14 protein-coding genes are annotated in these 16,702 nt (G+C 63.8%); 7 read left to right on the top strand and 7 right to left on the bottom strand.

What is annotated here, in order from left to right; all coding sequences use genetic code 11:
• Positions 1 to 3: 3 nt before the first annotated feature.
• Positions 4 to 2,106: a transketolase gene (gene tkt, locus AC1DVN_RS21480; protein ID WP_047888340.1), complete on the bottom strand. Its 2,103-nt coding sequence runs from the start codon at positions 2,104 to 2,106 to the stop codon at positions 4 to 6.
• Positions 2,107 to 2,307: 201 nt separating this feature from the next.
• Between tkt and AC1DVN_RS21475 the strand changes: the two genes are divergently transcribed.
• Positions 2,308 to 3,243, top strand: coding sequence for a heme o synthase (locus AC1DVN_RS21475; RefSeq protein ID WP_477994204.1), 936 nt, complete (start codon positions 2,308 to 2,310; stop codon positions 3,241 to 3,243).
• 34 nt (positions 3,244 to 3,277) lie between these two features.
• Here AC1DVN_RS21475 and AC1DVN_RS21470 read toward each other — a convergent pair whose 3' ends face one another.
• Positions 3,278 to 4,243: a quinone oxidoreductase family protein gene (locus tag AC1DVN_RS21470; RefSeq protein WP_141487292.1), complete on the bottom strand. Its 966-nt coding sequence runs from the start codon at positions 4,241 to 4,243 to the stop codon at positions 3,278 to 3,280.
• An 83-nt stretch (positions 4,244 to 4,326) separates the two neighbouring features.
• Between AC1DVN_RS21470 and AC1DVN_RS21465 the strand changes: the two genes are divergently transcribed.
• The gene (locus AC1DVN_RS21465; RefSeq protein ID WP_477846628.1) at positions 4,327 to 4,689 is read left to right on the top strand and encodes a hypothetical protein; all 363 of its coding nucleotides are present in this window, start codon (positions 4,327 to 4,329) and stop codon (positions 4,687 to 4,689) included.
• Positions 4,690 to 4,752: 63 nt separating this feature from the next.
• On the opposite strand, the gene AC1DVN_RS21460 is transcribed toward AC1DVN_RS21465, so the two are convergent.
• The 5 genes from AC1DVN_RS21460 to mptB form a co-directional block, all read right to left on the bottom strand.
• A complete protein-coding gene (locus AC1DVN_RS21460) occupies positions 4,753 to 5,727 on the bottom strand; it encodes a COX15/CtaA family protein (protein ID WP_269577220.1) in 975 nt (324 codons plus the stop codon).
• Between the two features lie 136 nt (positions 5,728 to 5,863).
• Positions 5,864 to 7,258: a hypothetical protein gene (locus AC1DVN_RS21455; protein ID WP_223257842.1), complete on the bottom strand. Its 1,395-nt coding sequence runs from the start codon at positions 7,256 to 7,258 to the stop codon at positions 5,864 to 5,866.
• A gap of 47 nt (positions 7,259 to 7,305) precedes the next feature.
• A complete protein-coding gene (locus AC1DVN_RS21450) occupies positions 7,306 to 8,142 on the bottom strand; it encodes an ABC transporter permease (RefSeq protein WP_370333988.1) in 837 nt (278 codons plus the stop codon).
• 14 nt (positions 8,143 to 8,156) lie between these two features.
• On the bottom strand, positions 8,157 to 9,098 hold the full coding sequence (locus AC1DVN_RS21445) for an ABC transporter ATP-binding protein (RefSeq protein ID WP_205907919.1): 942 nt from the start codon (positions 9,096 to 9,098) through the stop codon (positions 8,157 to 8,159).
• A complete protein-coding gene (gene mptB / locus AC1DVN_RS21440) occupies positions 9,095 to 10,849 on the bottom strand; it encodes a polyprenol phosphomannose-dependent alpha 1,6 mannosyltransferase MptB (RefSeq protein WP_082148452.1) in 1,755 nt (584 codons plus the stop codon). The genes AC1DVN_RS21445 and mptB overlap by 4 nt, the downstream gene beginning before the upstream one ends.
• A 130-nt stretch (positions 10,850 to 10,979) precedes the next feature.
• Between mptB and AC1DVN_RS21435 the strand changes: the two genes are divergently transcribed.
• The 5 genes from AC1DVN_RS21435 (at position 10,980) to AC1DVN_RS21415 (ending at position 16,701) form a co-directional block, all read left to right on the top strand.
• Positions 10,980 to 11,726, top strand: a complete 747-nt coding sequence (locus tag AC1DVN_RS21435) for a helix-turn-helix transcriptional regulator (protein WP_269455348.1) — start codon at positions 10,980 to 10,982, stop codon at positions 11,724 to 11,726.
• A 155-nt stretch (positions 11,727 to 11,881) separates the two neighbouring features.
• Entirely contained in the window at positions 11,882 to 13,342 is a 1,461-nt protein-coding gene (gene sufB, locus AC1DVN_RS21430) for a Fe-S cluster assembly protein SufB (protein WP_003944799.1), read from the top strand.
• Complete coding sequence (gene sufD, locus AC1DVN_RS21425) at positions 13,342 to 14,562, top strand: Fe-S cluster assembly protein SufD (protein WP_020907733.1); 1,221 nt, start codon at positions 13,342 to 13,344, stop codon at positions 14,560 to 14,562. The genes sufB and sufD overlap by 1 nt, the downstream gene beginning before the upstream one ends.
• Before the next feature lie 61 nt (positions 14,563 to 14,623).
• Positions 14,624 to 15,430, top strand: coding sequence for a Fe-S cluster assembly ATPase SufC (gene sufC / locus AC1DVN_RS21420; RefSeq protein ID WP_003944795.1), 807 nt, complete (start codon positions 14,624 to 14,626; stop codon positions 15,428 to 15,430).
• Between the two features lie 5 nt (positions 15,431 to 15,435).
• Positions 15,436 to 16,701 carry a cysteine desulfurase gene (locus AC1DVN_RS21415; RefSeq protein ID WP_477994203.1) on the top strand — a complete coding sequence of 422 codons (1,266 nt, stop codon included), beginning with the start codon at positions 15,436 to 15,438 and terminating at the stop codon, positions 16,699 to 16,701.
• The last annotated feature ends 1 nt before the right edge of the window (position 16,702 follow it).

Below are 16,702 nucleotides of genomic sequence, written 5' to 3'. Positions count from 1 at the left end.
AGATCATCCCTTCACAGATGCGAGGGAGCGCTGCGCGGCTTCGACAGTCGCGTCGGCAGTGATGCCGAACTCCCGGTACAAGGTCTTGTAATCGGCGGAAGCGCCGTAATGCTCGAGCGAGACGGCCTGGCCGGCGTCGCCGAGGATGCGCCACCACGGCATTGCGATACCGGCTTCGACGGACACGCGTGCGCGGACGGCGGGCGGAATGACCTCGTCGCGGTACGCCTGATCCTGCTCGAGGAACCAGTCGAGGCACGGCACGGAAACGACGCGGGTTGCGACACCCTGAGCTTCGAGGGTCTCGCGAGCCTCGGTGGCCAGATGCAGTTCGGAACCGGTCGCAAGCAAGATGACCTCGGGCGAACCGTTGGCAGCGTCGACGAGGACGTAAGCGCCGCGCTTGACGCCTTCGGCAGCCTTCTCCTTGGTGCCTTCGAGAACCGGGATGTCCTGGCGGGTGAGCGCCAGAGCCGTCGGGCCCGTCTTGTTCTCGAGTGCTGCCTGCCATGCGAACGAGGTCTCGTTGGCGTCACCCGGGCGGACGACGGCGAGGTTCGGGATCGCACGAAGAGCAGCGAGGTGCTCGACCGGCTGGTGAGTCGGGCCGTCTTCGCCGAGACCGATCGAGTCGTGGGTCCAGACGTAGGTGACGGCAGTCTTCATCAGTGCAGCCAGGCGAACCGCCGGACGCATGTAGTCGGAGAAGACCATGAAGGTTCCGCCGTACGGGCGGGTCGGGCCGTGCAGCGCGATGCCATTGAGGATCGAGCCCATCGCGTGCTCACGGATACCGAAGTGAAGCGTGCGGCCGTAAGGCTGCGCAGTCCAGTCGCTCGTGGAGATGGAGAAGGGGCCGAACGAATCCGCGCCCTTGATGGTGGTGTTGTTGCTGCCGGCGAGGTCGGCGGAACCGCCCCACAGCTCGGGCAGGATCGGTCCGAGCGCGTTGAGAGCCGAACCGGAGGCCTTGCGAGTCGCAACGCCCTTGGCGTCGGCCTCGTAGGTCGGGAGAGCGTCGGCCCAGCCGGCAGGGAACTCACCGGCGAACAGGCGGTCGAAGAGTTCCTTGCGCTCGGACTCACGTGCGGCCCACGCGTCGAACTCGACCTGCCATGCCTTGTGTGCGTCGGCTCCGCGCGAGACGACCTCACGGGCGTGAGCCAGAGCGTCGGCGTCTACGTCGAAGGACTTGCTCGGATCGAACCCGAGGGCTTCCTTGACCGCGGCGACCTCGTCGGCACCGAGTGCGGAGCCGTGAACGTCGCCGGTGTTCATCTTCTTCGGCGCCGGGAAACCGATGATGGTGCGGAGCAAGATGATGGACGGACGATCGACGACGGCCTTGGCTGCGGCAACCGCGTCGAGGATGCCGGAGACGTTCTCGCCGCCCTCGACGTGCTGAACGTGCCAGCCGTATGCCTCGTAGCGCTTTCCGACGTCTTCGCCGAGAGCGATGGCGGTGTCGTGCTCGATGGAGATCTTGTTGTCGTCGTAGAAGACGATCAGGTTGCCCAGTTCCTGGACACCCGCGAGTGACGACGCCTCGGAGGTGACGCCTTCCTCGATGTCACCGTCGGACGCGATCACGTAGATGTGATGGTCGAAGGGGGAGGAGCCGACCGGGGTCTCCGGATCGAACAGCCCGCGCTCACGACGCGCAGCCATGGCCATGCCGACTGCGGACGCAAGGCCCTGGCCGAGCGGACCGGTGGTCATCTCGACGCCGACGGTGTGGCCGACCTCGGGGTGACCGGGGGTCAGTGCGCCCCATGTGCGGAGAGCTTCGAGGTCAGCAAGCTCGAGACCGTAGCCCGAGAGGTAGAGCTGGGTGTACAGCGTCAAGGACGAATGGCCACAGGAAAGAACGAAGCGGTCACGGCCGACCCATTCTGCATCCGAAGGATCGTGGCGCATGATGCGCTGAAAGAGGGTGTATGCCAACGGCGCCAAGCTCATTGCAGTTCCGGGATGGCCGTTGCCGACCTTCTGAACCGCGTCGGCGGCGAGCACGCGGGCGGTATCGACAGCCTTGGTGTCCAGGTCGGTCCAGTCCGAGGGGTGGACGGGTTGCGTGAGGACGTGGATCTCGTCTGTGATCGACACTGGCAGATGTCTCCTGACATGGTGTACGTGGATTGCGAGGGTGGGGTGTCCCTCCACTGCGTAACCCAGCCTAATGGTCCTGGCTGTCCGGGTCGATTCGGTTCCTCAATGGCTGCGGTCTACCATCGTTCGTAGTAGAGGACAGTGTCAGCAGTGTGTCGTGAACAGTTAGTGCGGTAACGCGTGGTGCAAGGAGAGAACGTGCGGACAGGGCAACAGCCGAGCGGACATGGCTTCGGCAGCCCAGGTGCCGCCCCGCGGGCGACCAATACCGATACGGTGTGGGGACGCGCAACGGGCAAGGTTCTGGCTTATATCGCGCTCACGAAGCCGCGAGTTATCGAATTGCTGTTGGTGGCAACCATTCCGGCAATGCTGCTGGCAGATCGCGGAACGGTCGACATCGTTCTGATCCTCAGCACCCTCTTCGGTGGCTGGATGGGCGCGGCGAGTGCGAACTCGCTCAACTGCGTCGTCGACGCCGACATCGACAAGGTCATGAAGCGCACCGCGAAGCGTCCGTTGGCCCGCGAGGCGGTGCCGACCCGTAACGCACTCGTCTTCGGACTTCTTCTCGGACTCGCGTCGTTCCTGTGGCTGTGGTGGCGAGCCAACCTCCTGGCCGGCATCCTCGTCGTGATCACGATCGCGTTCTACGTCCTCATCTACACGATGGTTCTCAAGCGTCGTACCTGGCAGAACGTCATCTGGGGTGGCGCAGCCGGATGTATGCCCGTCCTCGTAGGCTGGGCCGCTGTCACCGGGTCGCTGAGCTGGCAGCCCGTCGTGCTGTTTCTGATCATCTTCTTCTGGACGCCGCCGCACACCTGGGCGCTCGCGATGCGATACAAAGAGGACTACAAGGCGGCAGGCGTTCCCATGCTTCCGGTGATCGCCACCGAGGAGCACGTCACCAAGCAGATCCTGTTCTACAGCTGGGCGATGGTCGTCACGACGCTTGTCCTCGTCCCCGCGTCGGGCGTCATCTACGCCGCCATCACCATCGTCGCCGGTGCGTGGTTCCTGCTCATGGCTCATCAGCTGTACCGCAGCGTTCGCGGCGGTGCTCAGGTCAAGCCGCTGCGCCTGTTCCTGCAGTCGAACAACTATCTTGCGATCGTTTTCGTCCTTTATTAACCGCGGGCGGTTAATAAAGGCGCACAGCACTTCGCTAGGGAATCAGAACGATCGACCCGGTCGTTGCTCGACCCTCCAGATCCCGATGCGCTGTTGCCGCGTCGGCGAGCGGATACTCGGCGCCGACGCGAATATCGAGATTCCCGGCCGCAATGGCGTCGAAGACATCGCCGGCACGCCAGGTCAGTTCCTCACGAGTGCGAATGTGATGTGCGAGCGTCGGACGCGTCAGGAACAGCGAACCCGATGAATTGAGCCGCTGCGGATCGACGGGCGGAACCGGGCCACTGGCCGCACCGAACAATGCGACAGTGCCGCGAATACGGACGGAAGCCAGGCTCGAATCAAAAGTTGTCGCGCCGACGCCGTCGTATGCCGCCGCTACTCCTTCGCCGCCGGTCAACTCCCGGACTCGCGCTGCGATGTCCTCGTCGTACCGCAGGACCTCCGAGGCACCGGCGCCGCGCGAGAGTTCTTCCTTCGCATCCGACGACACAGTCGTGATGACCTTCGCCCCGAGGCTGACGGCCATCTGCGTCAGGATCAACCCGACGCCGCCCGCGCCTGCGTGCACGAGCACGGTGTCGCCGCTCTGGATCGGATACGTCGACTTCGCGAGGTAGTGCGCCGTCATCCCCTGCAGGAGCGCCGACGCTGCGGCCGATGCCGGGACACCGTCAGGCACTTTCACGGCGACTGCGGCGGGAACAGCCACCTTCTCGGCGTAGCTGCCCGTGGCGGCCGCCCACGCGACACGGTCACCAACGGCGAATTCGGTGACGTCGGAACCGACAGCTTCGACGACGCCGCTGCCCTCGTCGCCGGGAATGTAGGGGAGCGGACGCTTGTACTGGCCCATTCGGAAATACGTGTCGATGAAATTGATGCCGATCGCTTCGGTCCTGACGAGTAGATCGCCTGGGCCGGGTGTCGGTTCGGGTTGTTCGGTCAGAGTCAGAACCTCTGGTCCGCCGGTCTCGGTCACGTAGATGGCTCGCATGGTTTCTGTTCTACACCCGAGACGGCCGACGCTCAGTCCATGCCTGGTGTCGCTTCCGGGCTACCGACCAGTATTGTCGAGTCATGAGCACCGATACCGAGAAGTCGGACGCCACCCCGTCCGCGCCGGAACTGCCGAAGTCCACGGTGAACGCCATCACCAAGTTCGTCGCCGAGCACGGCGGCTCCGCCAGCGCCGTCATTCAGCCGGTCGGCCTGGCCGGCGTTCGCATCACTCTCGTGGGTGCCGACGGCATCCTCGGTGATCAGGTCGTCGAGGACCTCGCCACGGCCAATGCCGTCGTTGCGTCCTTCGACACCGTCACCGTTGCCGAGTGGGAGCGTGCGCTGACGAGCATCGTCACCCCCCAGGAAGGCCACTTCAAGAAGATGGCCGGTTGGGTCGCCAACCAGACTCGGTTCCCGAAAGCACGCAACGAAGCCTGAAATGACGTGTGGGGCGTAGGAACATTTCTTGGTGTTCCTAGGCCCCACACGTGTCTTGAAGCGTCAGAGAGCCGGTATCGGCGAATCGGTCGGCGTGTACTGGCGGGTCTTACCCGCAGCCCAAACTGCCGCGGTCGCAGCCGTGCACAGTCCCGCACCGGCGACGTGAAAGACGACCAGCACTGCCGGTACGTCGGTGAAGTACTGAACGACACCGATGAGTGCCTGAGCGACGATGAGAGCCAGCAAGACCTTCAGGCGGATCTTCACAGCCGGGGATGTCCCGACTGCATACAGGCCGAAGGTCAGGCCCACCACCAAGGCCAGATAGCCGACCAACAGTTGCGAGTGCAGATGAACCAGGGTCACGATCTCGACCTCAAGGCGAGGCACAATCCGATCCATATTCTTGTCACCCGCGTGGGGGCCCGCACCCGTTACGAGGGTGCCGGCGACCAGCACGCCGGCCAGCGCGACTCCGGACAGCGCGGTCAGCCAGCGAAGCGGCTTCGGCATCACGATCAGCGTTGTTGCCTCGTCGGGTTCCGCGATCTTCGCGTACATCACCGTGGCAACCCAGACCATTAGCATCGACGCCACCAGGTGAATGGCGACGGTCCACCACAGCAGACCGGTTCGGACCGTGATACCGCCGATCACTGCCTGAACGACAGTGCCGAGCGGCATCATCCAGGCATAGATCAGGACTTCATTCCGTCGACGAGCACGAGTCACCGCGAGCACGATCGCGGCGGCGACGATGACGACCAGGAAGGTCAGCAGGCGGTTGCCGAACTCGACGGCTTGGTGAAGTACTGCGACCTCGCCATGGCCGACCGGGACGAAGCTGCCGGGGAAGCACTGCGGCCACGTCGGGCAACCGAGCCCAGACGCGGTCACGCGAACCACCGCGCCGGTGACAGCGATGCCGCCCTGCGTCAGGATCACGATGAACGCGATGATTTTCTGTGTTTTCAGCGAGGGGAGAGGTAGTCGATCCACCAAGCGTAAAAATCCGGCATACACACGATTCACCACGCCAACGATCGTAGTTCCCCATCAACTACACAGTGTCGTTGGGGCCAGCTCGCTCCGCGCCTGCCCCGCGTCGTTAAGGGCAGGCGTTGAAGCAGGCGCGAAGCGAGCTGCCCCGCGTCGTCGGGACCAGCTCGCGTCAGTTCGCGCGAACGCGCACGATTCCCGAGATCGTTCCCTGAAAGTACTCGCCCGACTCGGTGATGAGTGCCGACATCTGCAGGGTGTCGTTGAGGATCGTCGACGGCAGCGGAGTCGAACCGATCTGTGACCCGTCCTTCGAGTCGATCACCGCGAACGAGTACCCGTCGAGCGGAGAGGTGCTCGGATTACCGTCCCGCGTGACGGTGTAGATCGAGCCGTCCGCCGTCGAGAGGTGCGGTACCGCGGAGCTACGAATTGTGTTGTCCCACACGACATGGCAGCCGACCGGATCTATGTCGACCCGGGTCATTCCGCCGTTGAAGGGTGCCGTGGCGGGGACCGCTGGACCGGCACCTTCAGGAGTCGTGGGGTACGGGTATCCGTAAGTGCCGGCCACGTAGACCGAATGACCGATGCCGACGGGGGAGTTCTCGCTGCCACTCGGTGAGCCGTCCTTGCTGGCCGCGGACAACACCGGCTGCGTGCACACCTCGGCGCCCGTGTCAGCGCGATAGACATGCAAGCTCACCGTCGGGTGGGCGTTGTCGACGATGGTCAAGAAATCGCTGCCCGTCGACGGGCCGAAGTATGTCGGAGTCGATCCGGTTCCCCAGCTGAGCTGACCCGGATTGCGGGCCGGCCCGCGGTCGTACGGCTGACGCCAGTCGATGACGACCTCGTCGCCACTTCGCTTCAGTTGGTAGAGCGCGTGGGTCGTTGCGACGGCAGTGCCCGTCGGGGAGGTGGAGATGCTGTTCTGCACCTGCTCACCCTCGGGGAGCGCAATGCTGTGCGCGATTCGATCCGTGCCGACGTACCCGACGGTGCCGTGCCCGGTGGCGAACCAGACATTGCCGTCCCAATCCGGGGCGAGACCGGTGACGTTGTCGTCGGCGGCAACCGCACCACTGAGATCGATGACATCCGCGAGTTCCAGCCGCCAACTGCCGTCCGGATTCTGCGCATGGGAAATACGGACCAGTTGACGGTTTCCGTCGACGGCTACGAGACGGTTCTCGTTGTCGAGGTAGGCGTAGACGCCGCCGAGCAGGCTGCCCTTCGCGAGCGGCAGTTGCGCGACCGACCGTCCCAAGGGTGTGGCGTCGGCCTTCGGATCGATCAAATGGATGGTCGGGATCTGGCCGATCATCGTCGTGCAGAGCGAGACGATCATGCCGTCGGACCCCTGGAGGACCGTCGGGCAGGCGGCCATCATCGGGAAAGCTGTCACCTCGTGTGGGCCGGTTCCTGGACCAGGCAGCGGCGTGACATCGGACGAGCCCGCGTCACCGTGCATGGTGGAAGTACCGACGGGACCGAGGTGCGGATTTGCAGGTGCGAGTGGACCGGACACCGAAGGGGTCGCCGTTGCGGGTCCGGCACACAACATCACTGTTGCGGCCACACAGCCGACGATCTGAGCTGTCCGTCGTGTACTCACGTGAACTTGAACCACCTTGCTGCGCAGACTCCGGCCACTGCGGCCCAGACGAGAAGTACGAGAATCGAGAACCAGTCCATCGAGGTGTCGAGGGCCGCTTCGAGTGCATGTGCGAGAGCGCCGGAGGGAACAATGCGCACCAGCGTGTGAACAGCGGTCGGAAGTTCGCCGCTGGCGAAGACGACACTGCCGATGCCCACCATGATGAACCACAGGACGTTGGCGAGAGCGAGAACGATCTCTGCGCGCAACGTGCCGCCGAGCAGCAGTCCGAGCGCGGCAAATGTGACAGTACCGATGGCAATGACCACTGCGCCGAGTACAAGTTCGACGAACGACGGACGCCACCCCAACGCCAAACCGATAGCGCCGAGCAACAGCGACTGCAGTGCCACGACGATGATGACGGCAGCGCTCTTGCCTGCGATGATTCCCCACCGCGGTAGAGGCGTTGCACCGAGTCGTTTGAGCGCGCCGTATCGGCGATCGAATCCGACGGCGATGGCCTGTCCGGTGAACGCCGTCGACATCACGGCAACCATCATGACACCAGGGAGCACGGTATCGACCCGAGAATCGCCCAAATCGCCGATCGGAAGTAGACACAGTCCGATGAGCAGGGTGATCGGGATGAACATGGTGAGCAGCAATTGCTCACCGTTGCGGAGCAGAAGAGTCAGCTCCAGTTTGGTCTGCGCCGCCAGCATCTTGGCCGCCGAATTGGGGCGGGGATCCGGCGAGAAGGTGCCTGGCTCGAAGCGGTTCTCGGCGAGCCGTCGGTCTCTGGCAACGCTGATGGGACTGCTCTGGCCGTTCGACGCTGTTTCGTTCATGACCTTGATCTCCGTCATCCCCTCAGTTCCCGGCCCGTCAATTCGAGGAAGACGTCTTCCAGACTCCGTTGATCGACGCGAATGTCGTTGATCAGCACGTCCTGATCGGCACACCACGTCGCAACTGTTGCCACGGTTGCCGGATCGATTGCACCTTCGACGACGTAGGTGCCTGGGTTGGATTCCTCGATGCGGAACCCGGCGAGTGAACCGGCCAGCGAATCGAGGCTCAAACCGGGAACCGTCGTCAGACGGAGTTGTCCTTCGGCGCCCTTGCTGGTGACCTCGGCCGGCGTTCCCGACGCGACGATCTTGCCGTGGTCGATGATGACCAGTTCGTCGGCGAGTGCTTCGGCCTCGTCCATGAGGTGTGTGGTGAGCAGGACGCTCACGCCGTCGCGTCGCAGAGCGTCGATGAGTTCCCACACCAGCAGGCGCGCCTGAGCGTCGAGCCCAGCGGTGGGTTCGTCCAGAAATACCAATTCGGGACGGCCGACCAGCGCGCACGCCAGGGACAGTCGTTGCTGCTGGCCTCCGGAGAGACGGCGGTACGGGGTCTTGCGCGCATCGGTGAGGCCGAGTTTGGAAAGGAGCCAGGCGGGATCGAGCGGGTCGGCCGAGTATGCGGCCACGAGGTCGAGCATTTCCCCGGCCTTGGACCCGGGGTACGCGCCGCCGCCCTGCAACATGACGCCGATTCGTGAGCGGACTTCACCGGAGTCGGCGATGGGGTCGAGACCGAGCACTCGAACCGTGCCGGCATCGGGGGTGACAAACCCTTCGCACATCTCGACGGTGGTTGTCTTACCGGCTCCGTTGGGGCCGAGCAGGGCAACGACCTGGGCCGTCTCGACAGTGAGATCGATACCGTCGACGGCTCGAACACCGTCGAAGGACTTGACGACACCCTGGATCTGTACCGTCGGCGTCGACGATCTGGAGGCTCTCGAGGTCACGGGGAATCAGCGTAAGCCCCCGCCGAGTTGTCTTCGTCTACCGGTCCGCCTTTCGTGATCTCCGCTACTGGCTTGTCGCTACGCCAGGGGAGTGAATTGCGGGTGAAGACGATGAGCGTTCCGGCGGTGAGGATGGTCGCAATGACGGCCTGCACGATCATGAACGGAAGGTATTCGGCGCCGTTGGACATCAACATGACGCTGACGATCGAGGTGAAGACGACGGCAGGGATGCGGAAAATCGGTGCGGTTGCCCACGCGGCCAGCGGAAGGATCGCCCACAGCAGATACCACGGCTGAACGACGGGGAACAGGAGAACGATCGCTCCGAGCGCGATGCCGAGTCCACCGACCGGGTGTATGCGGCCCATGTACACCGAGATCATCATCCGTGCGGTGACGAGCATGGCGACGAGAGTTGCGATGGGCCGCGTGATCGTGAGGATCGCCGTCGTGTGATCGCCGAGTCCGAGCAGTACACCGGCCAATCCCGTGCCGACGCCCAGGAGCGTCGGGATGGACATCCAACTCCGGACTGCGGTGGCGGTGTCGAGGGTGTTGATCCAACCCATACCGAGCCCACTGGCCACGCTGATGACAAACGTGACGACAGCGGCAACGACGCCCAGGAGAATCGCGGCTCCCGCCAGGGCTTTCCAGGTTCCACCCCAACGCCGAGCCAAGGCCATGCCGACAAATCCCAGCGCAAGCAAGGACGGAATCTTGACGGTCGACGACAACGCGATCAAACCTGATCCCGCAACGAGATAGAACAGCGCTTGCCCACGGATGGGCCCGGACCCTTCGACTGCGCGGAGGGCGATCTCGATTCCGGCGAGCATCAACCCGAGCATGAGCGCTTCGTTGTGGATGCCGGCCACCAAGTGGAAGAGCAGCAGAGGGTTCGCGGCACCGAGCCAGAGCGAACTGACAGCAGAGACACCGCATCGCTTGGCCAGTCGAGGTATCGCCCACACGATGAGCGCGACGCCGGCCAATGCGAGCAAGCGGTGCAAGAAGATTCCGGCCACGATGTTGTCGCCGGTCAGTGAGCTGATCCCGCGTCCCAGCCACAGGAAGAACGGACCGTACGGAGCCGGGGTGTCGCGCCAGATCGTCGGAACCGTGCGGGTGAGAACGTGGTCGACACCCAGTGCCGCCTTGGGACCGATGGCGTACGGATCGAGTCCACGGGCCGCGATTTCGCTTTGTGCCAGATACGAGTAGACGTCGCGGCTGAACATCGGCGGTGCGACCGAGAGCGGCAGGATCCACAGCAGGAGTGTGCGGTCCAACTGGGAACGGGTCATGCGCCGCGGTGCGCCGGAACGGCTGCGTATGTCCCCGACTGCAAATCGGCCCATCATCAGCCAGGCGAGAACGACGAGCACGGTTCCGGTCATCGTCATGGTGAGTGAGACCGTCGGCATACGTCCGGGAAGGCTGAGGACTCGAAGTCCTGCGGTCGGATTCTGCAGGACGGGTTGTGCGCCGGCGCCGAGCGCTCCGACTGCCATCAAGACCGCGCCGGTCGCGCCGAATCGGCGGATCCCTCGCAGTTGTGCGGTTTCCTTCGCGTTCAGGCCCGGGCGCTCGTCCTCGTCGCCGTGCAGCACTGCGGCCATACTCTGCCGGGGAGCGGATCCGAAAGGTCGAACGCCGATTGTGGAAAGCGCGAGTGCCTTGGGTTTTTCCAGCAGGATCGCGCGCGCCGATCGCGCGGTCGTCGTCTTCTCGGGGGTCTGCGGCACACCAGGCAGCGTAGCGGCTCCATCCAGCCGGACAGACAAGCACAAACAACGTACGTTGTCCGGATATTCCCGAATGTAATGCAGGTTGCCCTTAGTAGACCTGCGAAAAGAATTCCGTCACACTTGTGTTGTGAAAAGAAATGCGTCAGACCCACGAAGCAAGGAAGTTGCAGGTCAGCCCACTGTAGCGGCCTCGCCGAGTGCTGCCGCAAATCCGGTTACGGTGAGCGTCGAAGGTCAGACGCGGGCGGCAGTGGTCAAGCTGCTACTCGAAGAAGGCCCCATTACCGCCTCCGAAATCGGCACACGCCTCGGTTTGAGTGCCGCAGGTGTCCGACGTCACTTGGATGCGTTGATCGAGTCGGGCGAAGCCCGTACCGCTTCGGCGTCGTCGCTGCGTCAGCGCGGACGAGGTCGTCCCGCCAAGCAGTTCCAGATCACCGCGACCGGTCGCGGCCGCCTCGGCCACACCTACGACGATCTGGCGGGAGCCGCGATGCGGCAACTCCGTGAAATCGGCGGAGACGCGGCAATCGAGGAGTTCGCCAAGCGTCGGGTCCAGGCGATCGTCGGAGACGTCGAACCGGCTGATCCGACAGATGTCGACAACGTCGAGGCGACAGCGGACGCAATCGCCGAAGCCTTCAACGCGGTGGGGTTCGCAGCGTCGACCCGGCCGGTCGGCAACGGCGTGCAGATCTGCCAACACCATTGCCCGGTTTCCCATGTGGCAGAAGAGTTTCCGGAACTGTGCGAGGCAGAGCAGCAAGCATTCCGGCAATTGCTCGGGACTCATGTCCAGCGTCTGGCGACCATCGCCAACGGTGACTGCGCCTGCACGACGCACGTGCCCCTCGTGTCCACCGGGAGTAGATGACCGGACCACAGTGTTCTACCGAGCGTTGCCACCGTGCAGCGTTCGAATAGAGATTTTTCAGCTAGTTCTTCAAAGTCAGAACTGCTCGACCACAGCGACCAGCCCTCGCTGAACCCGAGCAGCCGTCAAGAAACAAGACTCCGGAAGGAGCTCGCATGACCGTCACATCAGACCAGGCGACTACCACTGCGGCAGCAGGCACCGAGCCGCTCACGCAGGAAGAGACCATCGCGTCCCTCGGTCATTACGGCTACGGCTGGTCCGATTCCGACGAAGCCGGAGCCAGCGCGCAGCGCGGGTTGTCCGAGGCTGTCGTGCGGGACATCTCCGCCAAGAAGAGCGAGCCCGAGTGGATGCTCGACATCCGCCTCAAGGCGCTGCGCACCTTCGACAAGAAGCCGATGCCGAACTGGGGCAGCGACCTCGAAGGTATTCACTTCGACAACATCAAGTACTTCGTCCGGTCCAGCGAGAAGCAGGCCGAGTCGTGGGAAGATCTGCCCGAGGACATCAAGAACACGTACGACAAGCTCGGCATCCCCGAGGCGGAGAAGCAGCGCCTCGTTGCCGGCGTCGCAGCTCAGTACGAGTCCGAGGTCGTCTACCACTCGATCCGTGAGGACCTCGAGGAGCAGGGCGTCATCTTCCTCGACACGGACACCGGTCTCAAGCAGCACCCGGAGCTGTTCAAGGAGTACTTCGGATCGGTCATCCCGGCCGGCGACAACAAGTTCTCCGCGCTGAACACCGCCGTGTGGTCCGGTGGCTCGTTCATCTACGTTCCGCCGGGAGTCCACGTGGACATCCCGTTGCAGGCGTACTTCCGCATCAACACCGAGAACATGGGTCAGTTCGAGCGCACCCTGATCATCGTCGACGAAGATGCCTCCGTGCACTACGTCGAGGGTTGCACCGCGCCGATCTACAAGTCCGATTCACTGCACTCGGCCGTCGTCGAGATCATCGTGAAGAAGGGCGGCCACTGCCGCTACACGACCATCCAGAACTGGTCCAACAACGTCTACAACCTGGTGACCAAGCGCACCAAGGTCGAGGCAGGCGGATCCATGGAGTGGGTCGACGGCAACATCGGCTCCAAGGTCACCATGAAGTACCCGGCCGTGTGGCTGATGGGCGAGTACGCCCGCGGTGAGGTTCTCTCCGTTGCGTTCTCCGGCGAGGGCCAGCACCAGGACACCGGCGCCAAGATGCTCCACCTCGCGCCGCACACGTCCTCGACCATCATCAGCAAGTCTGTCGCCCGTGGTGGTGGACGTGCGTCGTACCGCGGTCTGGTGCAGGTCAACAAGGGTGCCCACGGCTCCAAGTCGACCGTCAAGTGTGACGCTCTGCTGGTCGACCAGATCAGCCGAAGCGACACCTACCCGTACGTCGACATCCGCGAGGACGACGTCACCATGGGTCACGAGGCCACCGTCTCCAAGGTCAGTGACGATCAGCTCTTCTACCTGATGAGCCGCGGACTGACCGAGGACGAGGCGATGGCCACCATCGTGCGTGGATTCGTCGAGCCCATCGCGAAGGAACTCCCGATGGAGTACGCGCTCGAGCTCAACCGCCTTATCGAACTTCAGATGGAAGGGGCTGTGGGTTAGTGACCACGCCAGAGACCGGAGTCATCGGAGCTGTTGCCGGGGAGAACCCGACCGCTCCTGTAAAGGGTGCAGCCACAGGCTCACCTATCACGAACAAGGGCGAGCAGTTCTCCTCGTTCGACGTCAATGCATTCGAGGTTCCCGGCGGACGTGACGAGATCTGGCGGTTCACCCCGCTGCGTCGTCTCCGGGGACTGCATGACGGCAGCGCCGTCGCCAACGGACAGGTCACCGTCGAGGTCGACGGGGGAAGCGACATCACCGTCGAGACCGTCGGCCGTGACGACGCGCGTCTGGGCAAAGCCGGCGTTCCCGCTGATCGCATTGCAGCGCAGGCGTATTCGAGCTTCGAGACTGCAACGGTCATCTCGGTGGGCGCCGAGGTCGAGGTCGAGAAGCCAGTCGTGGTCACCATGACCGGCCCCGGAGTCGACAACGTCGCCTACGGACACACCCAGATCCACCTGGCACAGTTCGCCAAGGCGACGTTCGTGATCGACCAGCGCGGCAGCGGAACCTTCGCGGAGAACATCGAATTCGTTCTCGGTGACAGCTCGCAGCTGACCGTGGTGGCCATCCAGGACTGGGCGGACGACGCAGTTCACGTGACGTCACACCACGCTCGCCTGAACCGCGACGCAGTGCTTCGATACACCTCGATCAGCCTGGGCGGCGACCTGGTTCGCCTGTCCGCCACCGTCAAGTACGACGGACCGGGCGGCGACGCCGAACTGCTCGGCCTGTACTTCGCCGACGCCGGCCAGCATCTGGAACAGCGTCTGCTGGTGGATCATTCGCAGCCCAACTGCAAGTCCAACGTGGTCTACAAGGGTGCGCTTCAGGGCGATCCCGGATCCGGCAAGCCCGACGCGCACACCGTGTGGATCGGCGACGTTCTCATCCGCGCCGCAGCGGAGGGCACCGACACGTTCGAGCTCAACCGCAACCTGGTGCTGACCGACGGCGCCCGCGCCGACTCGGTTCCGAACCTCGAAATCGAGACCGGTGAGATCGTCGGTGCCGGCCACGCAAGTGCAACGGGACGTTTCGACGACGAGCAGCTGTTCTACCTGCGTGCTCGTGGTATCCCGGAGGATCAGGCTCGTCGTCTGGTCGTACGTGGGTTCTTCCACGAAATCATCAACAAGATCGCTGTTCCCGAGGTGCGCGATCGCCTCGAAGCCGCAGTCGAAGCCGAACTCGCAGCCGTCGGCTCCTGACCGCCCCGCCTGCGACACCACCCCGTCGCTACGCTCGCCCGCCTCATCTTGAAGGAATTTCATGTCTACCAGTGACAACACCACCACCTCGGTCCTCGAGGTTCGTGACCTGCACGTCGAGGTCGCCAACTCCGATGCCAACGCCGAGCCCATCCAGATCCTCAAGGGCGTCGACCTGACGGTCCGCTCCGGCGAGACCCACGCGATCATGGGCCCCAACGGCTCCGGCAAGTCGACTCTGTCGTACGCCATCGCCGGTCACCCCAAGTACCAGGTCACGTCCGGCTCCATCACCCTCAACGGTGAAGACGTCCTAGCAATGAGCGTCGACGAGCGTGCACGTGCCGGGCTCTTCCTGGCGATGCAGTACCCCGTCGAGGTTCCCGGCGTTTCCATGTCCAACTTCCTGCGCACCGCCGCTACGGCCGTGCGAGGCGAGGCTCCCAAGCTGCGCCACTGGGTCAAGGAAGTCAAGGAAGCCCTCAGCGAGCTCGAGATCGATCCCTCGTTCATCGAGCGCTCGGTCAACGAAGGCTTCTCCGGTGGCGAGAAGAAGCGCCACGAGATCCTGCAGTTGGGCATGCTCAAGCCGAAGATCGCGATCCTCGACGAGACCGACTCCGGCCTCGACGTCGACGCTCTGCGCACCGTCTCCGAAGGCGTCAACCGCTACAAGGAGCGCGAGAACGGCGGCGTTCTGCTGATCACGCACTACACGCGCATTCTGCGCTACATCAACCCCGACTTCGTTCACGTGTTCGTCGGTGGCCGCATCGTCGAGTCCGGTGGACCGGAGCTGGCCGACGAGCTCGAGACCAACGGCTACGTTCGTTTCACCGCGGACACCGCAGCTACCCAGGGAGCGTAATCACGATGACCACCTCGGTGCGCGAGCTCGACGTCACAGCGGTTCGGGCCGACTTCCCGATCCTGGCGCGAACCGTGCGCGACGGAAAACCTTTGGTGTACTTGGATTCCGGCGCTACCTCGCAGCGTCCGGTCCAGGTTCTCGATGCCGAACGGGACTTCCTGACCACGTGTAACGCGGCAGTACACCGGGGTGCTCATCAGCTCGCAGAAGAGGCGACGGACGCGTACGAGAATGCTCGCGCCACCATCGCTTCTTTCGTGGGCGCGGATTCGGACGAGTTGGTGTTCACCAAGAACGCCACCGAGGCTCTCAATCTGGTGACCTACGTTCTCGGTGACGATCGCTTCGACCTCCATGTCGGTCCTGGCGACGAAATCGTCATCACCGAACTCGAACACCACGCCAACCTCGTTCCCTGGCAGGAACTTGCGCGCCGAACCGGTGCGACGCTCAAGTGGTACGGCGTCACCGACGACGGCCGGATCGATCTCGATTCGCTGGAGCTGACAGACGCGGTGAAGGTCGTTTCGTTCACCCACCAGTCCAACGTGACCGGCGCGATCGCGCCCGTCGAGGAATTGGTGCGACGAGCACGCGCCGTCGGTGCACTCGTCGTGCTCGACGCGTGCCAGTCGGTGCCTCACATGGCCGTCGACTTCCACGAACTGGGAGTGGACTACGCGGCGTTCTCGGGCCACAAGATGCTCGGCCCTTCGGGGGTCGGAGTTCTCTACGGCCGTCGTGAACTGCTGGCAGCGATGCCTCCGTTCATCACCGGCGGGTCGATGATCGAGACGGTCACCATGGAGGTCAGCACCTACGCGCCGCCGCCTCAGCGTTTCGAAGCCGGCGTACCGATGACCTCACAGGTGGTCGGACTGGGCGCTGCCGTGGATTACCTGAACACCTTCGGGATGGACGCCGTCGCTGCGCACGAGCACGTGTTGGTGGAGGCTGCTCTCGAAAAGTTGTCGGCGATCGAAGGTCTGCGCATCATCGGACCACAGACGTCCGAGAACCGCGGCGGAGCGATTTCCTTTGTCGTGGACGGTATTCACGCCCACGACCTCGGACAGATCCTCGACGACGAGGGCGTCGCGATCCGCGTCGGACACCATTGCGCGTGGCCGCTGCATCGTAAGTTCGGTGTCGCTGCGACGGCCCGTGCGTCGTTTGCGCTCTACAACACCACCGCGGAAATCGATGTTCTCGTTGCAGCGATCAAGCGTGCGCAGGAATTTTTCGGTGTCGCAGGGGAGTTGAACTGAA

The sequence above is a fragment of the Rhodococcus sp. P4_E4 genome (assembly GCF_056401575.1).
Note: the sequence above shows the minus strand (reverse complement) of the source record. Positions and strands in the feature narration are given on the sequence as shown.

Excerpts from the sequence above, each read along its gene's own strand:
- AC1DVN_RS21470 (WP_141487292.1), bottom strand. The coding sequence starts at position 4,243 with ATGCGAGCCATCTACGTGACCGAGACCGGCGGACCAGAGGTTCTGACT.
- sufB (WP_003944799.1), top strand. The coding sequence starts at position 11,882 with ATGACCGTCACATCAGACCAGGCGACTACCACTGCGGCAGCAGGCACC.
- AC1DVN_RS21455 (WP_223257842.1), bottom strand. The coding sequence starts at position 7,258 with ATGTTGTGTGCCGGACCCGCAACGGCGACCCCTTCGGTGTCCGGTCCA.
- AC1DVN_RS21450 (WP_370333988.1), bottom strand. The coding sequence starts at position 8,142 with ATGAACGAAACAGCGTCGAACGGCCAGAGCAGTCCCATCAGCGTTGCC.
- sufC (WP_003944795.1), top strand. The coding sequence starts at position 14,624 with ATGTCTACCAGTGACAACACCACCACCTCGGTCCTCGAGGTTCGTGAC.
- AC1DVN_RS21465 (WP_477846628.1), top strand. The coding sequence starts at position 4,327 with ATGAGCACCGATACCGAGAAGTCGGACGCCACCCCGTCCGCGCCGGAA.
- AC1DVN_RS21415 (WP_477994203.1), top strand. The coding sequence starts at position 15,436 with ATGACCACCTCGGTGCGCGAGCTCGACGTCACAGCGGTTCGGGCCGAC.